Annotated in this window: 18 protein-coding genes; all 18 read right to left on the minus strand. The window is 47.9% G+C overall.

Annotation, left to right across the window (positions count from 1 at the left end):
- Positions 1-89: 89 nt before the first annotated feature.
- The 18 genes from NSQ38_RS04820 to NSQ38_RS04905 all read right to left on the minus strand — a co-directional run bounded on the left by NSQ38_RS04820 (position 90) and on the right by NSQ38_RS04905 (position 18,227).
- Positions 90-1,040, minus strand: coding sequence for a peptidyl-prolyl cis-trans isomerase (locus NSQ38_RS04820; protein ID WP_091039127.1), 951 nt, complete (start codon positions 1,038-1,040; stop codon positions 90-92).
- Positions 1,041-1,063: 23 nt separating this feature from the next.
- Complete coding sequence (hslO, locus tag NSQ38_RS04825; RefSeq protein WP_276324013.1) at positions 1,064-1,954, minus strand: Hsp33 family molecular chaperone HslO; 891 nt, start codon at positions 1,952-1,954, stop codon at positions 1,064-1,066.
- Positions 1,955-2,057: 103 nt separating this feature from the next.
- Positions 2,058-2,828, minus strand: a complete 771-nt coding sequence (locus tag NSQ38_RS04830; protein ID WP_036606111.1) for a type III pantothenate kinase — start codon at positions 2,826-2,828, stop codon at positions 2,058-2,060.
- A gap of 6 nt (positions 2,829-2,834) precedes the next feature.
- On the minus strand, positions 2,835-3,701 hold the full coding sequence (gene nadC, locus NSQ38_RS04835) for a carboxylating nicotinate-nucleotide diphosphorylase (RefSeq protein WP_253428914.1): 867 nt from the start codon (positions 3,699-3,701) through the stop codon (positions 2,835-2,837).
- The gene (nadB, locus tag NSQ38_RS04840) at positions 3,698-5,332 is read right to left on the minus strand and encodes an L-aspartate oxidase (protein WP_339790401.1); all 1,635 of its coding nucleotides are present in this window, start codon (positions 5,330-5,332) and stop codon (positions 3,698-3,700) included. The genes nadC and nadB overlap by 4 nt, the downstream gene beginning before the upstream one ends.
- A gap of 35 nt (positions 5,333-5,367) precedes the next feature.
- On the minus strand, positions 5,368-6,306 hold the full coding sequence (nadA, locus tag NSQ38_RS04845) for a quinolinate synthase NadA (RefSeq protein WP_091039121.1): 939 nt from the start codon (positions 6,304-6,306) through the stop codon (positions 5,368-5,370).
- Between the two features lie 298 nt (positions 6,307-6,604).
- Positions 6,605-8,650: an ATP-dependent zinc metalloprotease FtsH gene (gene ftsH, locus NSQ38_RS04850; RefSeq protein WP_091039119.1), complete on the minus strand. Its 2,046-nt coding sequence runs from the start codon at positions 8,648-8,650 to the stop codon at positions 6,605-6,607.
- A gap of 100 nt (positions 8,651-8,750) precedes the next feature.
- Positions 8,751-9,290 (minus strand): hypoxanthine phosphoribosyltransferase, encoded by a 540-nt coding sequence (gene hpt / locus NSQ38_RS04855; RefSeq protein ID WP_017691352.1) that lies wholly within the window; start codon positions 9,288-9,290, stop codon positions 8,751-8,753.
- A 52-nt stretch (positions 9,291-9,342) separates the two neighbouring features.
- Positions 9,343-10,782, minus strand: coding sequence for a tRNA lysidine(34) synthetase TilS (gene tilS / locus NSQ38_RS04860; RefSeq protein WP_338589747.1), 1,440 nt, complete (start codon positions 10,780-10,782; stop codon positions 9,343-9,345).
- 45 nt (positions 10,783-10,827) lie between these two features.
- On the minus strand, positions 10,828-11,775 hold the full coding sequence (locus NSQ38_RS04865) for a serine/threonine protein kinase (protein ID WP_338589745.1): 948 nt from the start codon (positions 11,773-11,775) through the stop codon (positions 10,828-10,830).
- Positions 11,759-12,511 (minus strand): VWA domain-containing protein, encoded by a 753-nt coding sequence (locus NSQ38_RS04870; RefSeq protein ID WP_091039116.1) that lies wholly within the window; start codon positions 12,509-12,511, stop codon positions 11,759-11,761. Before NSQ38_RS04870 ends, NSQ38_RS04865 begins: the two co-directional genes overlap by 17 nt.
- Positions 12,512-12,596: 85 nt before the next feature.
- Positions 12,597-15,104: a stage II sporulation protein E gene (spoIIE, locus tag NSQ38_RS04875; protein ID WP_338589742.1), complete on the minus strand. Its 2,508-nt coding sequence runs from the start codon at positions 15,102-15,104 to the stop codon at positions 12,597-12,599.
- A 473-nt stretch (positions 15,105-15,577) separates the two neighbouring features.
- Entirely contained in the window at positions 15,578-16,108 is a 531-nt protein-coding gene (locus NSQ38_RS04880) for a S1 domain-containing RNA-binding protein (protein WP_017691357.1), read from the minus strand.
- 198 nt (positions 16,109-16,306) lie between these two features.
- Entirely contained in the window at positions 16,307-16,642 is a 336-nt protein-coding gene (locus NSQ38_RS04885; RefSeq protein WP_278297461.1) for a septum formation initiator family protein, read from the minus strand.
- A gap of 11 nt (positions 16,643-16,653) precedes the next feature.
- Positions 16,654-17,223: a spore cortex biosynthesis protein YabQ gene (gene yabQ / locus NSQ38_RS04890; protein WP_339787455.1), complete on the minus strand. Its 570-nt coding sequence runs from the start codon at positions 17,221-17,223 to the stop codon at positions 16,654-16,656.
- A complete protein-coding gene (gene yabP / locus NSQ38_RS04895; RefSeq protein WP_036606119.1) occupies positions 17,220-17,504 on the minus strand; it encodes a sporulation protein YabP in 285 nt (94 codons plus the stop codon). The genes yabQ and yabP overlap by 4 nt, the downstream gene beginning before the upstream one ends.
- A gap of 172 nt (positions 17,505-17,676) precedes the next feature.
- The gene (locus NSQ38_RS04900) at positions 17,677-17,955 is read right to left on the minus strand and encodes an RNA-binding S4 domain-containing protein (protein ID WP_017691361.1); all 279 of its coding nucleotides are present in this window, start codon (positions 17,953-17,955) and stop codon (positions 17,677-17,679) included.
- Complete coding sequence (locus tag NSQ38_RS04905) at positions 17,955-18,227, minus strand: HU family DNA-binding protein (protein WP_017691362.1); 273 nt, start codon at positions 18,225-18,227, stop codon at positions 17,955-17,957. Before NSQ38_RS04905 ends, NSQ38_RS04900 begins: the two co-directional genes overlap by 1 nt.
- Positions 18,228-18,453 lie beyond the last annotated feature (226 nt).

The following is an 18,453-nucleotide window of genomic DNA, read 5'->3' on the forward strand; positions in this document are numbered from 1 at the left end:
AAAAAAAATACTCTGCCTTTGGCCCTAAGACCGCAGACAGAGTATTTTTATCAAGATGCAGCAGTACGAGACAATCTTCTCCATTGAATTCAGGAGGCAGGAATCTCGGACAGGATTACGGCTTCATACTTGTTACGCAGCATTTGCTCTACCTGCGGCAACGGATCAGCCTGACTCAGAGCCAGTTGCATACGAATCTCCTCACGGACCTCTTCGGCCGACTGCACCTGGCGTTCTTCTTTATCATTAAGTCTGATAATAACATAGCCTTCTTCCACTCGAACCGGTCCGGCAATATCGCCTACATCCAGCCCGGCAGCAAGTTGAAGGACTTCTTCTGACTGGAATGGATCATTCCGCTCAATCCATCCCAGCCTCCCACCAGCATCACGAGAGAAGCTGTCTGTTGATTGTTTGCGAGCAGCTTCTTCAAAATCTTCCCCCTTCTCCAACGCATCCAGTAAGGAATCGGCTTCCTCTTCTTCCTCCACTACGATGATGGACAAGTCATATTTCTCGGGGGAGACGTAATCCTCACGGTGTTCAGTCCAGTAATGCTCAATATCTGCATCCTTGATCTGTATGCCAATCGTTGCGATTTTCTCAAGCAGCAGCCTGTAGCCGGCTTCCAATTCAAGTTCCTGTTTGGACAGACCCAACTGGGACTTCATTTCGTCAAAATATGATTTCTCTGAATCGTACCCATCCATCGCGGCCGCTAGTTCTCTTGCAATCTCTTGGGGAGTGACGATCAGCTTGCGTTCAATTGCTTCGGCATATACCGCTTTGCGGTTTAACATCTGGAGTAATAACTCACTGCCATAACGTCTTTTCAGCGCATCGGTCCACTCTTTGTCCGTGATAACTTCTCCGTTGATCGTCGCTACGGTGCTTCCTTCTTCCGTATTGGCATCATGGGATGCATCTGCCTCGTCTTTGCCCTGTCTGAGACCATGCATAGCCATCACCGTACCCATGACCAGCATGCCTAGCGTCAAGACAATTACAGCCGTCCACAACCCTTTTTCCTGTCTGGTCATTCCGCATCCCGTCCCCGCATAGATCAGTTCTTGGCTTGCTCTAGGATGGTCTCAAGTTGTTCTTTGTTAAAGTCATAGGCTTCATTACAGAATTGGCAGACCACTTCAGCTCGGCCCTCTTCTTCAATTAATTGCTCCATCTCCGTTTGGCCCAGGCTGATTAGTGTCTTCTCTACCCGCTCACGTGAACACTCACAGCTAAAATGAATATCCAATCCTTCCATCACTTGTACATCTGGCAACAATCGGCGAAGCAACTCTTCCAATTCAAGCCCCTGCTCCAGCAACGTCGTCACTGGCGGCAACGTACTAATGGCGTTTTCGATCGCCGTGATCTCTGGATCTGTCAATCCCGGCAACAGCTGCATAATGAATCCACCTGCGACAATAACGGAATTATCTGTATCAACGAGCACACCAACGCCTACAGCAGAAGGTGTTTGCTCCGATTGAGCAAAGTAGTACGTGAAGTCTTCGCCCAGTTCTCCTGAAATAATAGGCACACTGCCACGATATGGTTCTTTCAGTCCCAGATCCTTCGTTATATTGATGAAACCTTCCGTTCCAACCGCGCCTGCAACGTCCAGTTTTCCCACACTATTACTTGGCAAATGTACATGCGGATTAGAAACATATCCTCGTACTTCGCCTTTGGCATTGGCATCAGCTACAATCTGTCCAATAGGGCCATCACCGTTGACTTGTACCGTTAACTTCTCTTCACCTTTGAGCATTGCACCCATAATGGCTGCTGTTGTAACCGTACGCCCCATGGCAGCTGTAGCCGTGGGAAACGTATCGTGTCTTCTGCGTAGTTCCTCAACCAGTTCCGTAGTCTGGATAGCAAAGGCTCTTACCTTTCCATTCATTGCTGTACCACGAATTAACCGGTCATGCTTGTTGTTGTTTTCCAAGTCATTCAGCCTCCTTTGGCGTATCGCCATTATAGTTGTAACACAGAAAAAACGGCACAACACTTAAGCTGTAATCTCAGCCCGCTGTATGCCGTCTCTATGCTCACCTTTCCCGGTTCCGCTCATATATAATACGCAGCCCTTCAAGCGTAAGCAGCGGATCAACTTCCTCTATACTACGGGTTTCTTCTGCGATAAGTGTAGCGAGACCACCCGTCGCGATAACTCGGGGCTTCGCTCCCATCTCCTCGCGAATACGTTCTACAATACCATCTACCTGACCTGCATAGCCATATATAATACCCGCTTGCATGGCATGAATAGTATTACGGCCAATGACCTTTTTAGGTTTCTCCAACTCTATACGAGGCAGCTTCGATGCCCGCTCATAGAGCGCTTCAGTGGCAATCTGAATGCCAGGTACAATAGCTCCCCCCAGATAGTGACCTTTCTCGTCAATACAGTCAAAAGTCGTTGCGGTTCCGAAATCGACCACGACGAGAGGGCCGCCATACTTCTCAACGGCTGCCACTGCATTAACAATACGATCTGCACCCACTTCACGAGGGTTCTCGTATCGCAGGTTCAAGCCAGTTTTGATACCAGGCCCGACGAGCAAAGCTTTTTTGCCTACATACTTCTCACACATCGCTTCGATTACATTCACCAGTGGCGGAACCACAGATGAGATGATGACACCTTCGATGTCACTTGCCCTGATGCCGGACATATGAAATAAATTATAAATCAATACGCCGTATTCATCCACTGTTGACTGACGTGATGTACTCAGACGAAAGTGGTGCAGCAATTCCCGGCCTTGATATACGCCGAGCACCATATTGCTGTTCCCCACGTCTACAACTAGAATCAAAGAGGTTCACCCCTCTTTCTTTTCATTTAAATCCAGGCTGATATCCAGGCTCTCAAAGGAATAGGTTAACCTGCCAACCGAAATTACATCCACACCACTCTCAGCAATACCACGAATGGTCTGGAGGGACACGTTACCGGATGCTTCAACCTTCACGTGAGGAGCCTGTTCACGAATAAGCTCAACTGCTTCACGCATCCGCTCTGGATGCATGTTATCCAGCATAATGATATCTGCCCCGGCTTGCAAGGCTTCTCTCACCTGCTCCAGATTTTCAGTCTCCACTTCAATTGTCATCGTATGTGGGATAACGGTTCGCGCACGCTGTACCGCCTCGGTGATTCCGCCTGCACCCTTGATGTGGTTATCCTTAATCATAACGGCATCGTACAGTCCAAATCGATGATTCGCTCCGCCACCCACGCGCACTGCGTATTTCTCAAGTAATCGGTGGCCTGGCGTTGTCTTACGTGTATCCACGAGTCTGGTCTCAAGACCATCCAGCACATCCACGTAGGCACGCGTACGCGTAGCAATTCCGGACATACGTTGCAGCAAGTTAAGTGCCAGTCGTTCCCCCGTAAGCAGTGAATGTGTACTTCCCTCTACCTCTGCCAAAATCGTGCCATGGGTAACCTTGTCTCCGTCTGTTACTTTCGGTGTAAATACAAGATCAGGATCAACGACCTGAAATACAAGTTCAGCCACGGTCATGCCTGCAATAATACCATTGTCTTTGGCGTGTATAATGGCCTTGGATTGGTTGCCTGCCGGAATCGTCACACTTGTTGTAACGTCACCTGCACCAACATCTTCACGAAGCCAGTTTTTGATTGATTCGATAAGCCCTTCATTATATCCGTTCAGTATCATGACATCAATTCCTCCACAATCGCTTGTTCTCGCTGCTGCAGACTATGCTTCTGCCACACGATATCATCACGTGCCGGGAAATCCTCACGATAGTGAGCCCCCCGACTCTCCTCGCGGTGTAATGCTCCGCTGGTAACTAACCAGGCACAGGTCAGAAGGTTGGCATACTCCAGCTCTTCCTTATGAGTGAGTGTCTGATCAAAAAATTGCAATTCCTGTTGTAGCTTGTCCATGGCCTTCTGCAGGTCCTCACCATTTCGGCGCAAGCCTACCTGACGAACCATCATTTTCTGTAATCGTAAGCGTCTCTCGGATACCGGCTTTTGCTCTTCCATGATCTTGCTGATCTTGCTATTCATGTCCACAGATGAAGGCGCAGTCCCTCTTACTTGTAATGAACCAAGCGGTGGAAGAGATTGAATACGATCAACAATTCTCCGACCAAATACAATCGCTTCAGACAAGGAGTTGCTTGCCAGACGATTAGCTCCGTGTACTCCTGTAGAAGACACCTCACCACAAGCAAATAACCGTGAGATGCTGCTCTCTCCACTTAGATCCGTTTTCACACCACCCATCATGTAATGGGCAGCAGGTGCAATCGGAATCCAGTCCGTTGTCATGTCCAATCCATAACGCATACAAGTCTCATATATGGTAGGGAACCGATGCTTGATCATCTCTGGCTGTTCATGTGTAATGTCCAAATACACAAAGGTACTGTTGGTGGACTCCATCTCACTAACAATCGCTCGTGCCACGATATCGCGTGGGGCCAGTTCAAGCTGGGCATGATAACGATCCATGAATCGTTCGCCCTTCACATTGCGCAAATATGCTCCTTCGCCGCGTACTGCTTCTGACACAAGGAAGCGCGGGGCCCCCGGGTAACAAAGAGAGGTGGGGTGGAATTGGATAAACTCCATATCACGCACGATAGCCCCAGCCCGGTAGGCCATGGCTACACCATCGGCAGTAGCTACATCCGGATTCGTCGTGTATCGGTACAGTTGCCCTGCCCCACCAGAGCAAAGAACGGTGGCCTGTGCCTTCACGAACACTTGCGATCCGTCATCCTTCTGAACCAGAGCGCCAATGCATTCCCCTCGATCTGTAATCAGGTCAACAACAAAGTGCTCATCCCATACTTCAATTCCGGGATGTTCATTCACTTCGACCGCAAGCGCACGTACAATTTCATATCCTGTTGCATCTCCGTTGGCATGCAAAATACGGCGGTGGCTATGCGCACCTTCCTGCGTCAACGCCAACTCGCCGTTCTCCAGATCAAATAAAGTACCCAAACGAATCAGTTCCTTCACTCCGTCCGGACCCTCATTCACCAATACCTCTACCGCTTCGGAGCGGCATAAGCCCGCTCCTGCTACAAGTGTATCCTGCAAGTGGTAAGCAGGTGAATCATCCTCAGCAATAACCGCAGCGATGCCCCCCTGCGCATATCTGGTGTTACTTTCAAGTAATGACTTCTTCGTGATCATTAATACACGTTGTTGTTCACTTGCCTTAATGGCAGTAAACAAACCAGCAATCCCTGAGCCTATAACCAGTACATCCGTCTCTACCATGGGTAGCGCAGACAGATCAAAATCAACTAAATATTGCGGTATCATGTTATTCACCTGTCTTGGAGCAAGAGTAGCGCATCCTACTTTACCAACAACATGCGCTCTAGTGATTCTCTGGCTTTGTCGGCAACGGCCGGTGGCACGTAGATTTGCGGCTTCATCGTTTCCAGGCATTTCACCAGTTTCTTCAAGTTGTTCACCTTCATGTTGGGACATACGAGGAACTTGGTAGCAAAGTGGAACTGTTTATCCGGACTATCCAGACGAAGCTGATATCCTGTACCATCTTCGGTACCTACGATAAATTCCTTGGCTGATGAATTTTTGCAATACTCCAGAATAGCTGTTGTGCTGCCTACAAAATCACCCATTTCTACAACCTCAGGGCGACACTCTGGATGGACAACAAACTCTGCATTTGGATGCTTGGCTCTCATCTCCACCACATCTTTGACTGTAAGCATATCGTGAGTGTTGCAGTAGCCTTCCCAGATAATCATTTTCTTGTCGGTATGCTGCTGCACATAATGTCCCAAGTTTTTATCCGGTACCCAGATAATTTCGTCGGAATCCACCGATTGAATAACCCGGACTGCATTCGCCGATGTACAACAGATGTCAGTCTCTGCTTTGATCTCAGCCGAGGAATTGATATACGTAACCACCTTGGCATTAGGATGTTGTGCTTTCAATTTGCGTAGTCCATCCACATTCACCATATCTGCCATTGGGCAGCCCGCACGTTCGTCCGGGATAATAACTGTTTTATTGGGCGCAAGAATTTTAGCGCTTTCACCCATAAAATGAACACCACAGAAAACGATCACATCCGCATCTGTTTGTGCTGCCTTCTGGGCTAACAGAAACGAATCTCCACGGAAGTCGGCAACCTCCTGTACTTCGTCACGTTGATAATAATGGGCAAGAATAATGGCATTACGTTCCTTCTTCAACTCCATAAGCCGCGCACGCAGCTCGCGGTTCATCTCAGCCTTGCGCTCTAAAGCCAGAGCTTCCACCTGTGATCCTCTCCTTTATCGGGACAGCGTCATGCGCTGTTTCGTGGGCTAACCTAAGTCGTTATCTTCGCTTGAGAAACGAATCACAAGCGGTTTAACAACTAATTTACACAACGTTCACGACTCTGTCAATAAATGAAAAAGGCCCGGAACAGCGCTGTAACCACCTGTTTGCTAACTGGTTCGCCATCTAACTCCCGTTTATCTTTATCTATCCTCTTTTAAAATAATGGATAAAAAAAGAGAGCCCCAGGGCTCTCTTGATTTCACCTGCTATCATAGCCAGATGTATTATGCATTAAGACGTTGGCTTTGTTCCGCCATCATCCGGGTTATTGTTATTACCCTTTTCCAGATTCGGAGCTTCGTTTGGAATATCTCCGGCTGGTGGCTCAGGCGTTTCATCTTTACCTTGAATACGAACACGCACATCTCCGATGTTGTCGATGATTGGCTCTCCGCCTTCAGTTGGTGTGCCTTCACCATCATTGTCATTCTCTGCTTTTGGAGTCAAAGAACCTGTTTCGATCAATTGCTTGATCTGATCCATTTCCAAAGTCTCTACCTCAAGCAAAGTTTGAGCGATCAGGTGCATCTCTTTTGAATGTTTAACAAGCAAGTCTTTACACTTCTCATAACAATCATTGATAAAGCGTTGCATTTCCTGATCAATCTCGTAAGCAATGGAATCCGAGTAATTCTGTTCATGACCGATATCCCGACCAAGGAATACCTGTCCTTGTGAACTTCCGAATTGCATAGGTCCCAATTTCTCACTCATACCGTATTCCATAACCATGCTGCGAACAATACCTGTCGCTTGCTGGAAGTCACTGTATGCACCAGTACCAATTTCTCCGATGAACAATTCTTCAGCTACACGACCCCCGAGAAGTCCGGTTACTTTATCCAGCAATTCCTGCTTGGTAACCAGCATACGGTCTTCTTTTGGCAACATGATTACATATCCACCCGCACGTCCGCGCGGAATAATGGTCACTTTATGTACCATATCAGCATGTTCGAGGAAGTATCCTACAATGGTATGACCTGCTTCATGATAAGCAACGATTCGTTTCTCGCGATCACTGATGACACGGCTTTTCTTCTCCGTACCAACGATGACACGGTCAATCGCTTCGTCAACTTCCTTCATGGAAATATCTTTACGATTACGACGCGCTGCAAGCAATGCCGCTTCGTTCAAGAGATTCTCCAAATCCGCACCAGAGAAACCTGTTGTACGCTTCGCGATAATATCCATCTTCACATCTTTGGTCAGTGGTTTATTACGGGAATGTACTTTCAGGACAGCTTCACGACCTCTTACATCAGGGCGGTCAACCGTAATTTGACGGTCAAAACGTCCTGGACGCAGCAAGGCAGGGTCCAAAATATCTGCACGGTTCGTTGCAGCTACGATGATAATACCTTCGTTAGCTCCGAAACCGTCCATTTCAACGAGCAACTGGTTGAGTGTTTGCTCACGCTCATCGTGACCACCACCAAGACCAGCACCACGCTGACGTCCAACAGCATCAATCTCATCGATAAAGATGATACATGGCGCATTTTTCTTCGCATTTTCAAACAAATCACGTACACGTGATGCACCGACACCGACAAACATCTCAACGAAGTCGGAACCTGAAATACTGAAGAATGGTACACCCGCTTCACCGGCTACGGCACGAGCGAGCAACGTTTTACCGGTACCTGGAGGACCTACGAGCAATACGCCCTTAGGAATCCGTGCACCTACTGCTGCGAATTTACGAGGATCCTTGAGGAAGTCTACAACCTCAACAAGTTCCTGTTTCTCTTCGTCAGCACCCGCAACATCTTCGAATGTAACCCGCTTCTTCTCTTCGTTATAGAGACGAGCACGGCTTTTACCAAAGTTCATTACTTTACCGCCGCCGCCTTGAGCCTGATTAAACAGGAAGAAGAACAGCAGGAACATAATGATCAAAGGAATAAAGGAAGTCAGCAACGTCAACCAGATGCTGTCACCTTTCATTGGCTCCTGATGATATTGGAAATTGTTAGTTTCACTTGCAGCTACAAGTTCACTAATTGCCTCATCCGTAGGAGGAATATACGTTGAGAAATTTTCTGATTTGGCGCCATCAGGTGCCTTCTTGTATTGACCGGTCACGAGATACGTTTGACCGTTGAATTGAACCGTCAATTCAGAGACATTGTTGGCTTTGATCGCTGCACGCAACTGATCATATCTAGGATTATCGGTGGCTTCGCCGCCATTGCTGACGAACTGGACTATCCCCACCACAACTAAAAAAAGAATCAAATAAAAACCAGAATTCCGGATGAACCGATTCATCCCCTACCTCCTCTCGAGACACTTTAATTATTTTAACATAGCCCGACATGGCTTCTCAACAGAAGCCAAGAACAGCTCAAGGCTTGGGTCGGGCAGGATATTAGCTACTATAGACTTCCGGCTTCAAAATCCCGATATAGGGCAGGTTCCGGTACTTCTCCGCAAAATCCAAACCGTAACCAACGATGAACGCGTCAGGAATGTCAAAGCCTGTGTAATGAGCTTCCAACTCAACTTTACGGCCTGAAGGCTTGTCGAAGAGCGTAACCACACGCACCGACTCGGCACCGCGGTTTTCCAGCAGTTCAATCAGATAGCTGAGTGTAAGTCCGCTGTCGATAATATCTTCGACAATCAGAACTTCCCGTCCTTCAACGGATACATCCAGATCCTTAATGATTTTAACAACACCTGATGACTTGGTGGAAGCGCCATAACTGGATACCGCCATAAAATCCATTTCAACAGGTACCGTTATGTTTTTAACCAAATCAGCCATAAATATAAACGCACCCTTGAGCACACAAATGACCAAAGGATTGCGATTTGCATATTCGGCACTTAGTGTTGCGCCTAATTCCTTGACTTTACTCTGAATTTCTTCTTCACTGATCAATACTTCCTGAATGTCGTTCTGCAACTGTGCGAACCTCCTAAGTTATACTATGAAAGCCTTACCTGAACCATAACCACTACCCCTGAATCGCTGAATCGCCTACAGTCATGTACAGGATTGCGGAAGTGCCCTCCCTGACAGGGGCCACATTGGACCGTCGAACACCCGGTAACCAGATGATATGACCTGCTCCATCACATACCACAGGAATTCGTGGACGGACAGATGGGGGGATTTTCTCATCGATGAAAATATTTTTCACCTTTTTGCTTCCGTTTAATCCCATCACTTTCATGGTATCTCCAGGTAACCGTGAACGCACAACCAGCGGCAAAAGCAGTTGATCCGCATCAAACGCGGCTTGATCCGCCGATTCCGGTACATGATAGTCCTCGGGACTCACCGTCATCAACCGAATATACCGGTTAATTGGGGTGAGTGAAAGCTCAGAAGTTCCACTCCATTGCGCAAGACGATACTCGTAAGATTGATCCTGTACGTCTGTCCGTATGCCAAAAGAAATCAGATTATACTCCCGAGTGCAGGCGAGTGTCTGTCCTATATCCAGGCTCCAGGTCGTCACATGGGTCTCCATGACCTTGCGTCGAATGGTTTCTATACGGGTAAAGTCGACAAAATCACTGTCCAAAGGCAGATAATTCAATATTAGTTTAATCAACCTTCGTTGTAAAGCGACATGTAACTTCAAGAAGGAAGGCACCTCAAAGGTTTGCCTTCCGCCGTTCACCTGCACTAGACACCTGTATGTGTCATATGCACTCTGCTCCATGAAATCGTCTTCATCACCCACAATTTCGGCAAGCCGATTCAATGACGGCGTGAGTTGTCCATTATACTGCCCCAAAAAAGGAAGCACATCCAAGCGAATGGCATTACGCCGATATTTACGCAAGGCGTTGCTCTCATCATTGAAATACATAAAACCCTGGGTATTACAAGCTTCTACAAGGTCTGTCTTGTTTATACGAAGGCATGGACGAATAAGTTCCACATTTTTTTCTCGTCTTTTAAACTTCATTCCTGAGAGTCCCGACAAGCCGGTTCCACGAAGCAAATGAAGCATGACCGTCTCCGCCTGATCATCCGCATGATGTGCCAAAGCGATGCTTGTCGCATTATATTTGGAAGCCACTTCGTACAGAAAAGCATATCGCTTGTTGCGGGCTGCTTCCTGTGGTCCTTGACCCGTCAACTCCATATATGAAGGTACATCGGCCTTGGTCCATTCAAATGTAATACCAAGCTGCTGTGCCAGTTCCATCATTTTCTCCGCTTCTTCATCAGATTCGGTCCGGAAACCATGATGCACATGGGCACAGATCAATTCAAGCGGGACATGTCGCTTGCTGATCTCGTGCATGATATGCAAAAAAGCTACCGAGTCCGGCCCGCCCGATACTGCGACGACAATCCGATCCCCGGGAACCCATAACTGATGCTCTTCCGCTGCATCCAGCACGTTCTTCACCAGCATGTTCCAGCGTAAAGCCTCCATACCTGTTCCTCATTCCTTGCGTTATGTATATGCACTCTCACAGAATCAGAAACGTAGTGCATAGATGAGCACTCCAATAAGTAATATCACAGATGCAACAAATGCGTTCTTAAGCCAGCGCGGTGTTGTACTTTTGGAACGACGACGAAGAGGCGTGGGGCGTGCCATCATTTCCTTCCACCCTTGTGCCGCATGACCTGCATCACGAAACTGACCTCGTAAGGCCTGAATCGTCCAATTGCGAAAAGGACCCAGTCGTTCACTGCGCTCCACCAGCGCTACGAGCTGGTTCACACTTCGCAGTTGCGGTAATCCTTCGGCTGCCAGTGCCTTAAGCGCGTCTGCTTCAAGTACATGAATCAACAATAATGCGAATGCAAATACATCATAGGTACCATCTGCCGTACGGCTGCCTGCATTCCAGAAGCCCCGATCATACCATTCGGTGAACTGTTTGACGCTTCGACCAATCGACGTAACTCCGCCGTAGTCGATCAATTCCACCTGCCCATAGTCGGATACCAACACATTCTGAGGTTTGAGATCACCAAACACCCATCCCGCCTGATGCAATTGTGCCAGCTTCTGCAAGAGTCTAAGTCCCACCAGAAGTGTCCAGTCTGTCCCCTGACGCCGAATGAAGTGATGAAGTGCCTCACCTCTAACGTAACGCATCACATAAAAGGGAATATCCCGGCCACGAACGGCATAATCATCCACATCTTTAAGATAGGAAGGAATGCCGCTCTGCCGAAGGGCCTCATGATTACGCTGTAGTTGAAAAGATTTGAGCACATTGACTTCCGATTGCAGATCAACCGGATCAAATCCCATTTTTAGCGCGTAGTGTTTGCCATTTTCACCCCGTTGGACAAGAAAAACGATGCCATTAGCTCCTTTGCCCAGTAGCTTCCGAATCGTGTAACGACTGCGATTCCATTTCCCTGTAACCACTGTTCCTGGCGGGAAAGAGGCGTCAGACAACGTTGTCACCGAGCATCCCTTCTCTTTCAATGCGATAGTTCCCTTCTATTTCCTGCTGTTTCTCCAGTGTACCATAACGGTAAAAATCAATCACCTTCTGAATTGCAGGACCTGTCGGCGTTGCACCCTTCATCTGCAACCTTCCAAACAAGGACCGGACACGGCCCAGATCCGTTGTCCAGTCAATATCCATTACTGCATCTTCTCCACTGTGTCGTCCCGGAAAATGAAATACGGAAAGCTTGCTCTGACCTATACGCGCCTGCAAACTCAACATTAAATCACGGATGCCTTCTTCTACCGCAGCCAGTTTGGGCTTCATGCTGGCACTGACGTCTATTAGCAATATAACCTGTAAGGCTGTAGTTTCAGCCATATCATCCATCACTTCCACGACCCGGGCGCGTTGTGCAGGCTCCAGATCGGTTACCGTTTTGGGCTCCTTCTCTCCCAAAATTTGTGTTAACTCTCTATTAACCGCCTGCTGAATGGTCTGAACCACCGTTTTCCTTGTCATCATCTGCATGGTATGGGCAAGCTGCCGTGTACCTACAATTTGGCTGATTCCACCTCCGGCTCTGGCAATATCCTCAATCTCCCGACTGCCCAACTCACCAATGGTTCCATAATCAATCACGCCAACCACATTAACCGTAATCCCCTCTTCCTGTGCTTCGGCCGCTGCCAGCACCGGACTTGGTCCTACATTGGAACAACCGTCGGTGATCAATAAGATTTGCTTCATCCGATATCCCTCCGTTATTCGTTACTCTCCAACTCTATGACTAGCATTGCCAGAATGAAGAGACTTCAAACAGAAGAATATGCAATTAGCTGACGGTCCGTGGCCGCTCCATCCGGTTGATGCCAGGCACACGCAGTGTGGCCCATTCAGGGCGGAAATGCTCTACTTTTCCAACAACGACGGTCATATCATCCAAAATCTCATGCTGCTGGTATCTTATGACACTTTCAAGCAGGCAATCGGCCAAATCTTGCGGATCATCTGTATCAATCTCTTGAATGAGCCGTTTCATCCATAACTCTTTGTTCACCGCATACCCCGGTGCATCATAGATGCCATCTGTCATCATAATGAGGATATCCCCCGGCTGAAGCTGTACCGTCACCAGATCGACTTCAATATCTTTAATAATACCGATTGGCAAATTGCTGGCCGAAACCTGAATAACCTCCTGTCCTCGTTTGATAAAACTTGGCGTCGATCCGATTTTCATAAACGTGGTCTCTGCCGTATATTCATCAATCAGCGCCATATCTACTGTGGCATACATCTCTTCAGGGGAGCGCAGCATCAGAACGGAGTTCACGGATTTGATCGCCAGTTTCTCGTCCATGCCGGACTGTAGCAACTGTTCCAGTATATTCAGCGCTGCGCTGCTCTCCATACGTGCCCGTTCTCCATTGCCCATTCCATCACTGAGCGCCACCGCGAATGTACCGTTGCCTAACTCAACCGTACTGAAGCTGTCGCCTGACATCACATCTCCCCCTTTGGCAGCAGCAGCAACACCGGTAGTTACCTCGAACGTTTTGGCTGAACCAAACGTAACAGTCGCCAGTCCCTGACGAGGATCGGTCATGGTCTCATGCAAGACGGCAATATGTTCGTCCAATACATCCGAGATCAGCGGAGCAATCATTTTCCGGCACTCATCAAATCCACGTGTATATGCATGCACAATCTCAATTTCAACATTGCCCGCTTCCAGATTGATGATCTCGATAGAGTGAATGGACAGGCCCAGTGACTCCAGTGCGTCCCGAATCTGCTCCTCCTGCTGTACCATCTCCTCACTTTCCCGCTGAATTTCTTTGGCCAGGTCCTCCATGACCTGAGATACACCGGACAATTGCTCTGCAACCAGCTGCCGGCTATCGATAATCTGGCGTTTCCACTGCATGTTATGTTGATGCAACCCATACTGGGCACGCATGACTTCAAGAACTTCTTCCGGTTTCGCACATACCCTGTTCCAGTCCACTGGAATCTGCTTGCCTGAGATCTCCGGGTTTCCTTCAATGGTACTCATCACGTCCGTCATATATTTGTAGGTTTGAATAAACTTTGCATCCCAGCATTGCGTACGCTTGAAGCAGCTTGCACATGTGCCCTCGGCAACCGCATTCATGAAATGATCCATTCCACCTTCTTTCTGTACCGTTTCGCCTGCACCAGACATCTGATCGAAGCTGCGTGACAATTGACGGAATACCTGCGAGAACCGGGTTACCCGTTCTGCCGTGATATCCCGTATCCGTTTGGCATACTCATGCTGGGATTTCGTATGATCCTGCGTACCCGGTACATATTTGGATATCGCCGTCATCAGGCTCTTAGGTGTCAACATAAACAGAACAATAGCTGCACACGTCTCCCATAATGAATTCATCACATCACCTGGACCACCCAAGTATATGGATAGAATGGACGAACCAAGCAGCATGCCCAGTGCAACCGCCGCACGTTTACCCTCTCGAAGCATACCTGCAAGCATCCCGGCAAAAGCAAGCAGGCTCATCTGATACACCGCTGACATGTCAGCCAGACTCAGAATCAAGCCGGTAATGACCCCAACCGAGGCTCCGAGGGGGGCTCCGCCCACCAGCGCAAAGATTAATATGAGATAACGGGAGAGCATATGCTCGACGGATAAGGATTGAATGGTCCACCCTACGGCTCCCGTCATAACGGAAGCGAGCAATATAATCAGGCAGAGGATCTCCTCGTTCTTTAGGCTGAACTTTTTTTTGCGGTAAGTAAAAATCGGTATGGCTTGTATAAAAACTAGGGTGAGCACAAAGCTTAATACCGAATCCATCGTGAGCATCAGCATCGCGTACCAGCTGAAGGATGGCCCGATCACAACCGCGAATAATTTGACCATAAATGTAGTCGTAAACACCATCGTTGGTGCATAAGATAATTCAGCACGATCATATGACTCCAGCCCACGAAAGAGCAGATAAAAGATAGCGATCTCCGATGCAACAATGAGTGGTACTGGAAACGGTGCAAAGAGACTACCTGCGAGTAGAGCGGCGCCTACCGGAATGATGTAATCCCTGCGCATGAAAGCAATTACGGCGAAGTAAGCAATAGCAAAGGGAGATAACTCATTCAGGATCATCGCCTTTCCGAGCAGGAATCCCATAAACGTTAGCAGCAGTACCCATTTGCGGGAAGCAACCATCTGGACAGCCTTGCGGGAGCCAAGCCATTGTTTCAGACGTACAGACAGCTCCTCCCGAGCTTCCGTACCTCCTTTACCTGCTTTCATTCCCGGAAATTGAATGACATTCCACTTTTCCATCATCCTCAAGGCACCCCATTCGATTAATTTGAATTTTCGTGTTTCGTTCTCGATGGTTCTGATTATAGATAGATTAGAAGACGTAGTTTGTCAGAATAGGTGGGCAGGGTCCAAAAAGTTTACGACAAAAGAAACAAGCCTGGCGCGGTGGAGCGAAACCCCCGGCCTTATTGTGGTTTCATTCATTCTCCTACTTGATTCCGACAATCGGAATGTCTGATTTTGAACCGGCGATGATTGGGTCTCGCCATCATTTGAGCAGGATAACTGTGGAATGCCACGGAAACCTGTCGGTAAAAAATGGTAGACGACAAATGTTCTTATGGTTCCATTTTGCCGTGCAGAAAAACTGGGGATATGGAGCTTCACCTTACAAAAAAAGCTATTCAACTACTTATCTGTGAAAGAAACGCAAAAAAACCGTTAGCCCATGGGCTAACGGTTTTACTTATATGTTTAGATCAGGTTGTGACAGATTACACACGCTTGGCTCCACGGCCTCCGCGTTTGCCTTCTGTGTTCTTCTTAAGCGAAGAGATCCGCTCTTCACTATCTTTCAGGAAGCGTGACATTTTATCCTCAAATGAAGGTTTGCCTGCTGCGGGCTTGAAAGAACGGCCTCCGCGGTCACCACGGTTAAATCCACCGCCGCCACCACCACGACCTTGGCCACCACTTGGGCCTCCGCCGCTGAATCGTTCGCGATCTCCTCCACTGCGTTCCGGTCTAGGAGCTCTCGGGGGTCTAGATTGGGTTTGTTGCTCAACCGGTTTGTCAACAGCTTGCTTAATGGAAAGTCCGATCTTGCCATCCTTGTCAACGTTGATAACCTTCACTGTAACGAGGTCATTCAGCTTCAGGTGGTCGTTGACATCTTTGACGTAATTGTCGGCGATTTCCGAGATGTGAACGAGACCCGTGACACCTCCTGACAGATCCACAAATGCTCCAAAATGCGTGATTCCTGTCACCTTGCCCTCTAACTTGGTGCCCACTTCAATTGCCATAGAATAAAATGATCCTCCCTTAAAAATATACAACCCGATTTTTTGAATGCCAAAATCAATGCTGCGCTAATGTAATTATACCTTATGCCGTAAACCAAGGTCAACTGAACACTACCCCATCAGAGAGCCTATTTTTTCCGGTTTAACGGCTTCAGACACACGGATAACAAACCTAGCTCGGTAATAGACCGAATTCCATCAGTTCCCTGACTCTTCAACCTGGATCGGCGTTTCCTCAGGAAGATAATATCCTTTTTTCCGTGCCAGCTGTCCTATGTATTCAGGGTCATTCAACCGGCTGACTTCGTACTTCAACTGTTCCAGCTTCTTCAACGTATCTTCCTTTGAAGCTTGCTGAGTGGCCAGATGAGAACTCTTGTCCGAAATTTGTGCAGTCTGCACAAGGAATGTATATCCTGCCCATATTACAAATACAATCATAAACGTCATCCAAAGCATGAGGCGCCTTTTTGCACCGGCAGATTTTCCTTGGTTAGTTGGAGCCTTTGCTCTGCCCACAGGTGTTTTACCCATTACGGACCTCCTTAAAACCAGCGTTTCCACATCGCTGCAATTCTTGTACCCACACGGATCATGAAGCGTGGCGTTACCCAATGTTTCAGGAGCGGCCTAAACATCCAGCGGAACAACTTGCCGAAAGGTACCAAACACTGCAGCACCAGCCTGCCCAGGAATAATAGTATCGCAATTACAAAACCGAATAATACGCGAACTAACTTATAAATTCCTTTAACCGGCATAACGATCAGGATGTTAAGGATATGTCCACACCAATGAATCAGCGTTCTTGCGAGTTTAATTAACATTACCACAAAACGCTGGGTTGTAACACTTAAAAGCCAAAAATAGAAGCAAACCCCTATAATCAGCCCCAAAAAGACATAAAACCGCAACTGTCCGTGGTTTCCGGCGTATAGCATCCGAAAAACGAACAGCGCGGAAGCAACCCAGTACAACAGATCGAGCGTGTGAATACTCCATCTCGGAAACCGCAGCTGTCCGGACAGTACCCGGTAACTGTCGTAGGCCATTCCCATCACGACCCCCGAAGTAAGCATCCACATCAATGTGATCCATTGAGTGTCCGGACTCATCGGAACATCTTGCCAAACAGGCCTTTACCATTTTTGGACTGGGAACCGGGGTCCAGATATTGGAGCGAACTGACTGTGCCTTCAATGGATAACAGACCTTCCTCCAGGCTCAGGTTTTTGATATGTAAATTGTGCCCCCGGATGGTCAGATGCCCAAGTTCAGTCTGCAGCAAAAATTCCTCACTGTCGAAGCTCTCCACGTTGGAGACACCCGTCAGATCCAGCAGTTTCCGATTCTGCATGCTCAGATGATGCTGTTTGGCCTTACCGTGCTCAACCATGGCATGTACCCCTCCTTCTTACACCTAGCTTATGGGTGTGGAGGTTCGAATAGAACCAGCGTTGTTGAACAAATAACTGGGCATCCAGTAAAAACAAAAACGCCCTTCCCTTTTACAGGAGGACGTTTCGATTCAACTTGCATTGAATGAATATTTAATACCAGATGTACTGTTACCAGTTCATTCCGTTATCCTTGGCGATCGGCTCTTCCTTCACCAAGGTGTAGAGGCTGCTCGCCTCATCCTTCTTAGTACTCTCGGCAATTCGTTCCACCCTCACGGTGACCAGTTTCTGACCGAACTGAACCGTCAGCTCATCGCCCACTTTGACAGCGGCGCTAGGCTTTGCTTCACGTCCGTTCACCAGAACACGTCCCTGTTCAGAGACGTCCTTGGCCACAGTGCGGCGTTTGATTAGCCGGGAGACCTTCAGGAATTTATCAAGACGCATTATTTTACGGCTTCTTTAAGTTTGTTGCCTGCTTTGAATGCAGGAACAGTAGACTCAGGAATCACGATTTCATTCCCTGTTTGTGGGTTACGTCCGGTACGACCGGAACGTTTGCGGGTCTCAAAAGTGCCAAAGCCGATCAATTGTACTTTGTCTCCGCTGGCAAGTGCATCTGTAATTTCTCCCAAAAAGCCGTTCAATACGGACTCAACGTCTTTTTTAGTCAAACCACTTTTGGTTGAAATGTTGTTAATCAGATCTGTTTTGTTCATTTTTAAAAGCCTCCCAAATTGAAAAAAAAGTATCTGCGATTCCTGACAATACATGGATTGCCGCTGATTCGCGTTAGGTCACTACACATGTATTCTGGCTTGGCATCTGAAATCCTGCCTTGGTCCGCGACTTTTTTTAGCTTTTTGTCGATGGTCCGCAGGGAACAGTCTAAGACCAGTACCCGAAACTATCCGGCGCTAAACACCAACTCCAGTTTACACAGAT

Origin of the sequence: Paenibacillus sp. FSL R7-0313 (genome assembly GCF_037969885.1) — a bacterium.
GTDB lineage: Bacteria > Bacillota > Bacilli > Paenibacillales > Paenibacillaceae > Paenibacillus.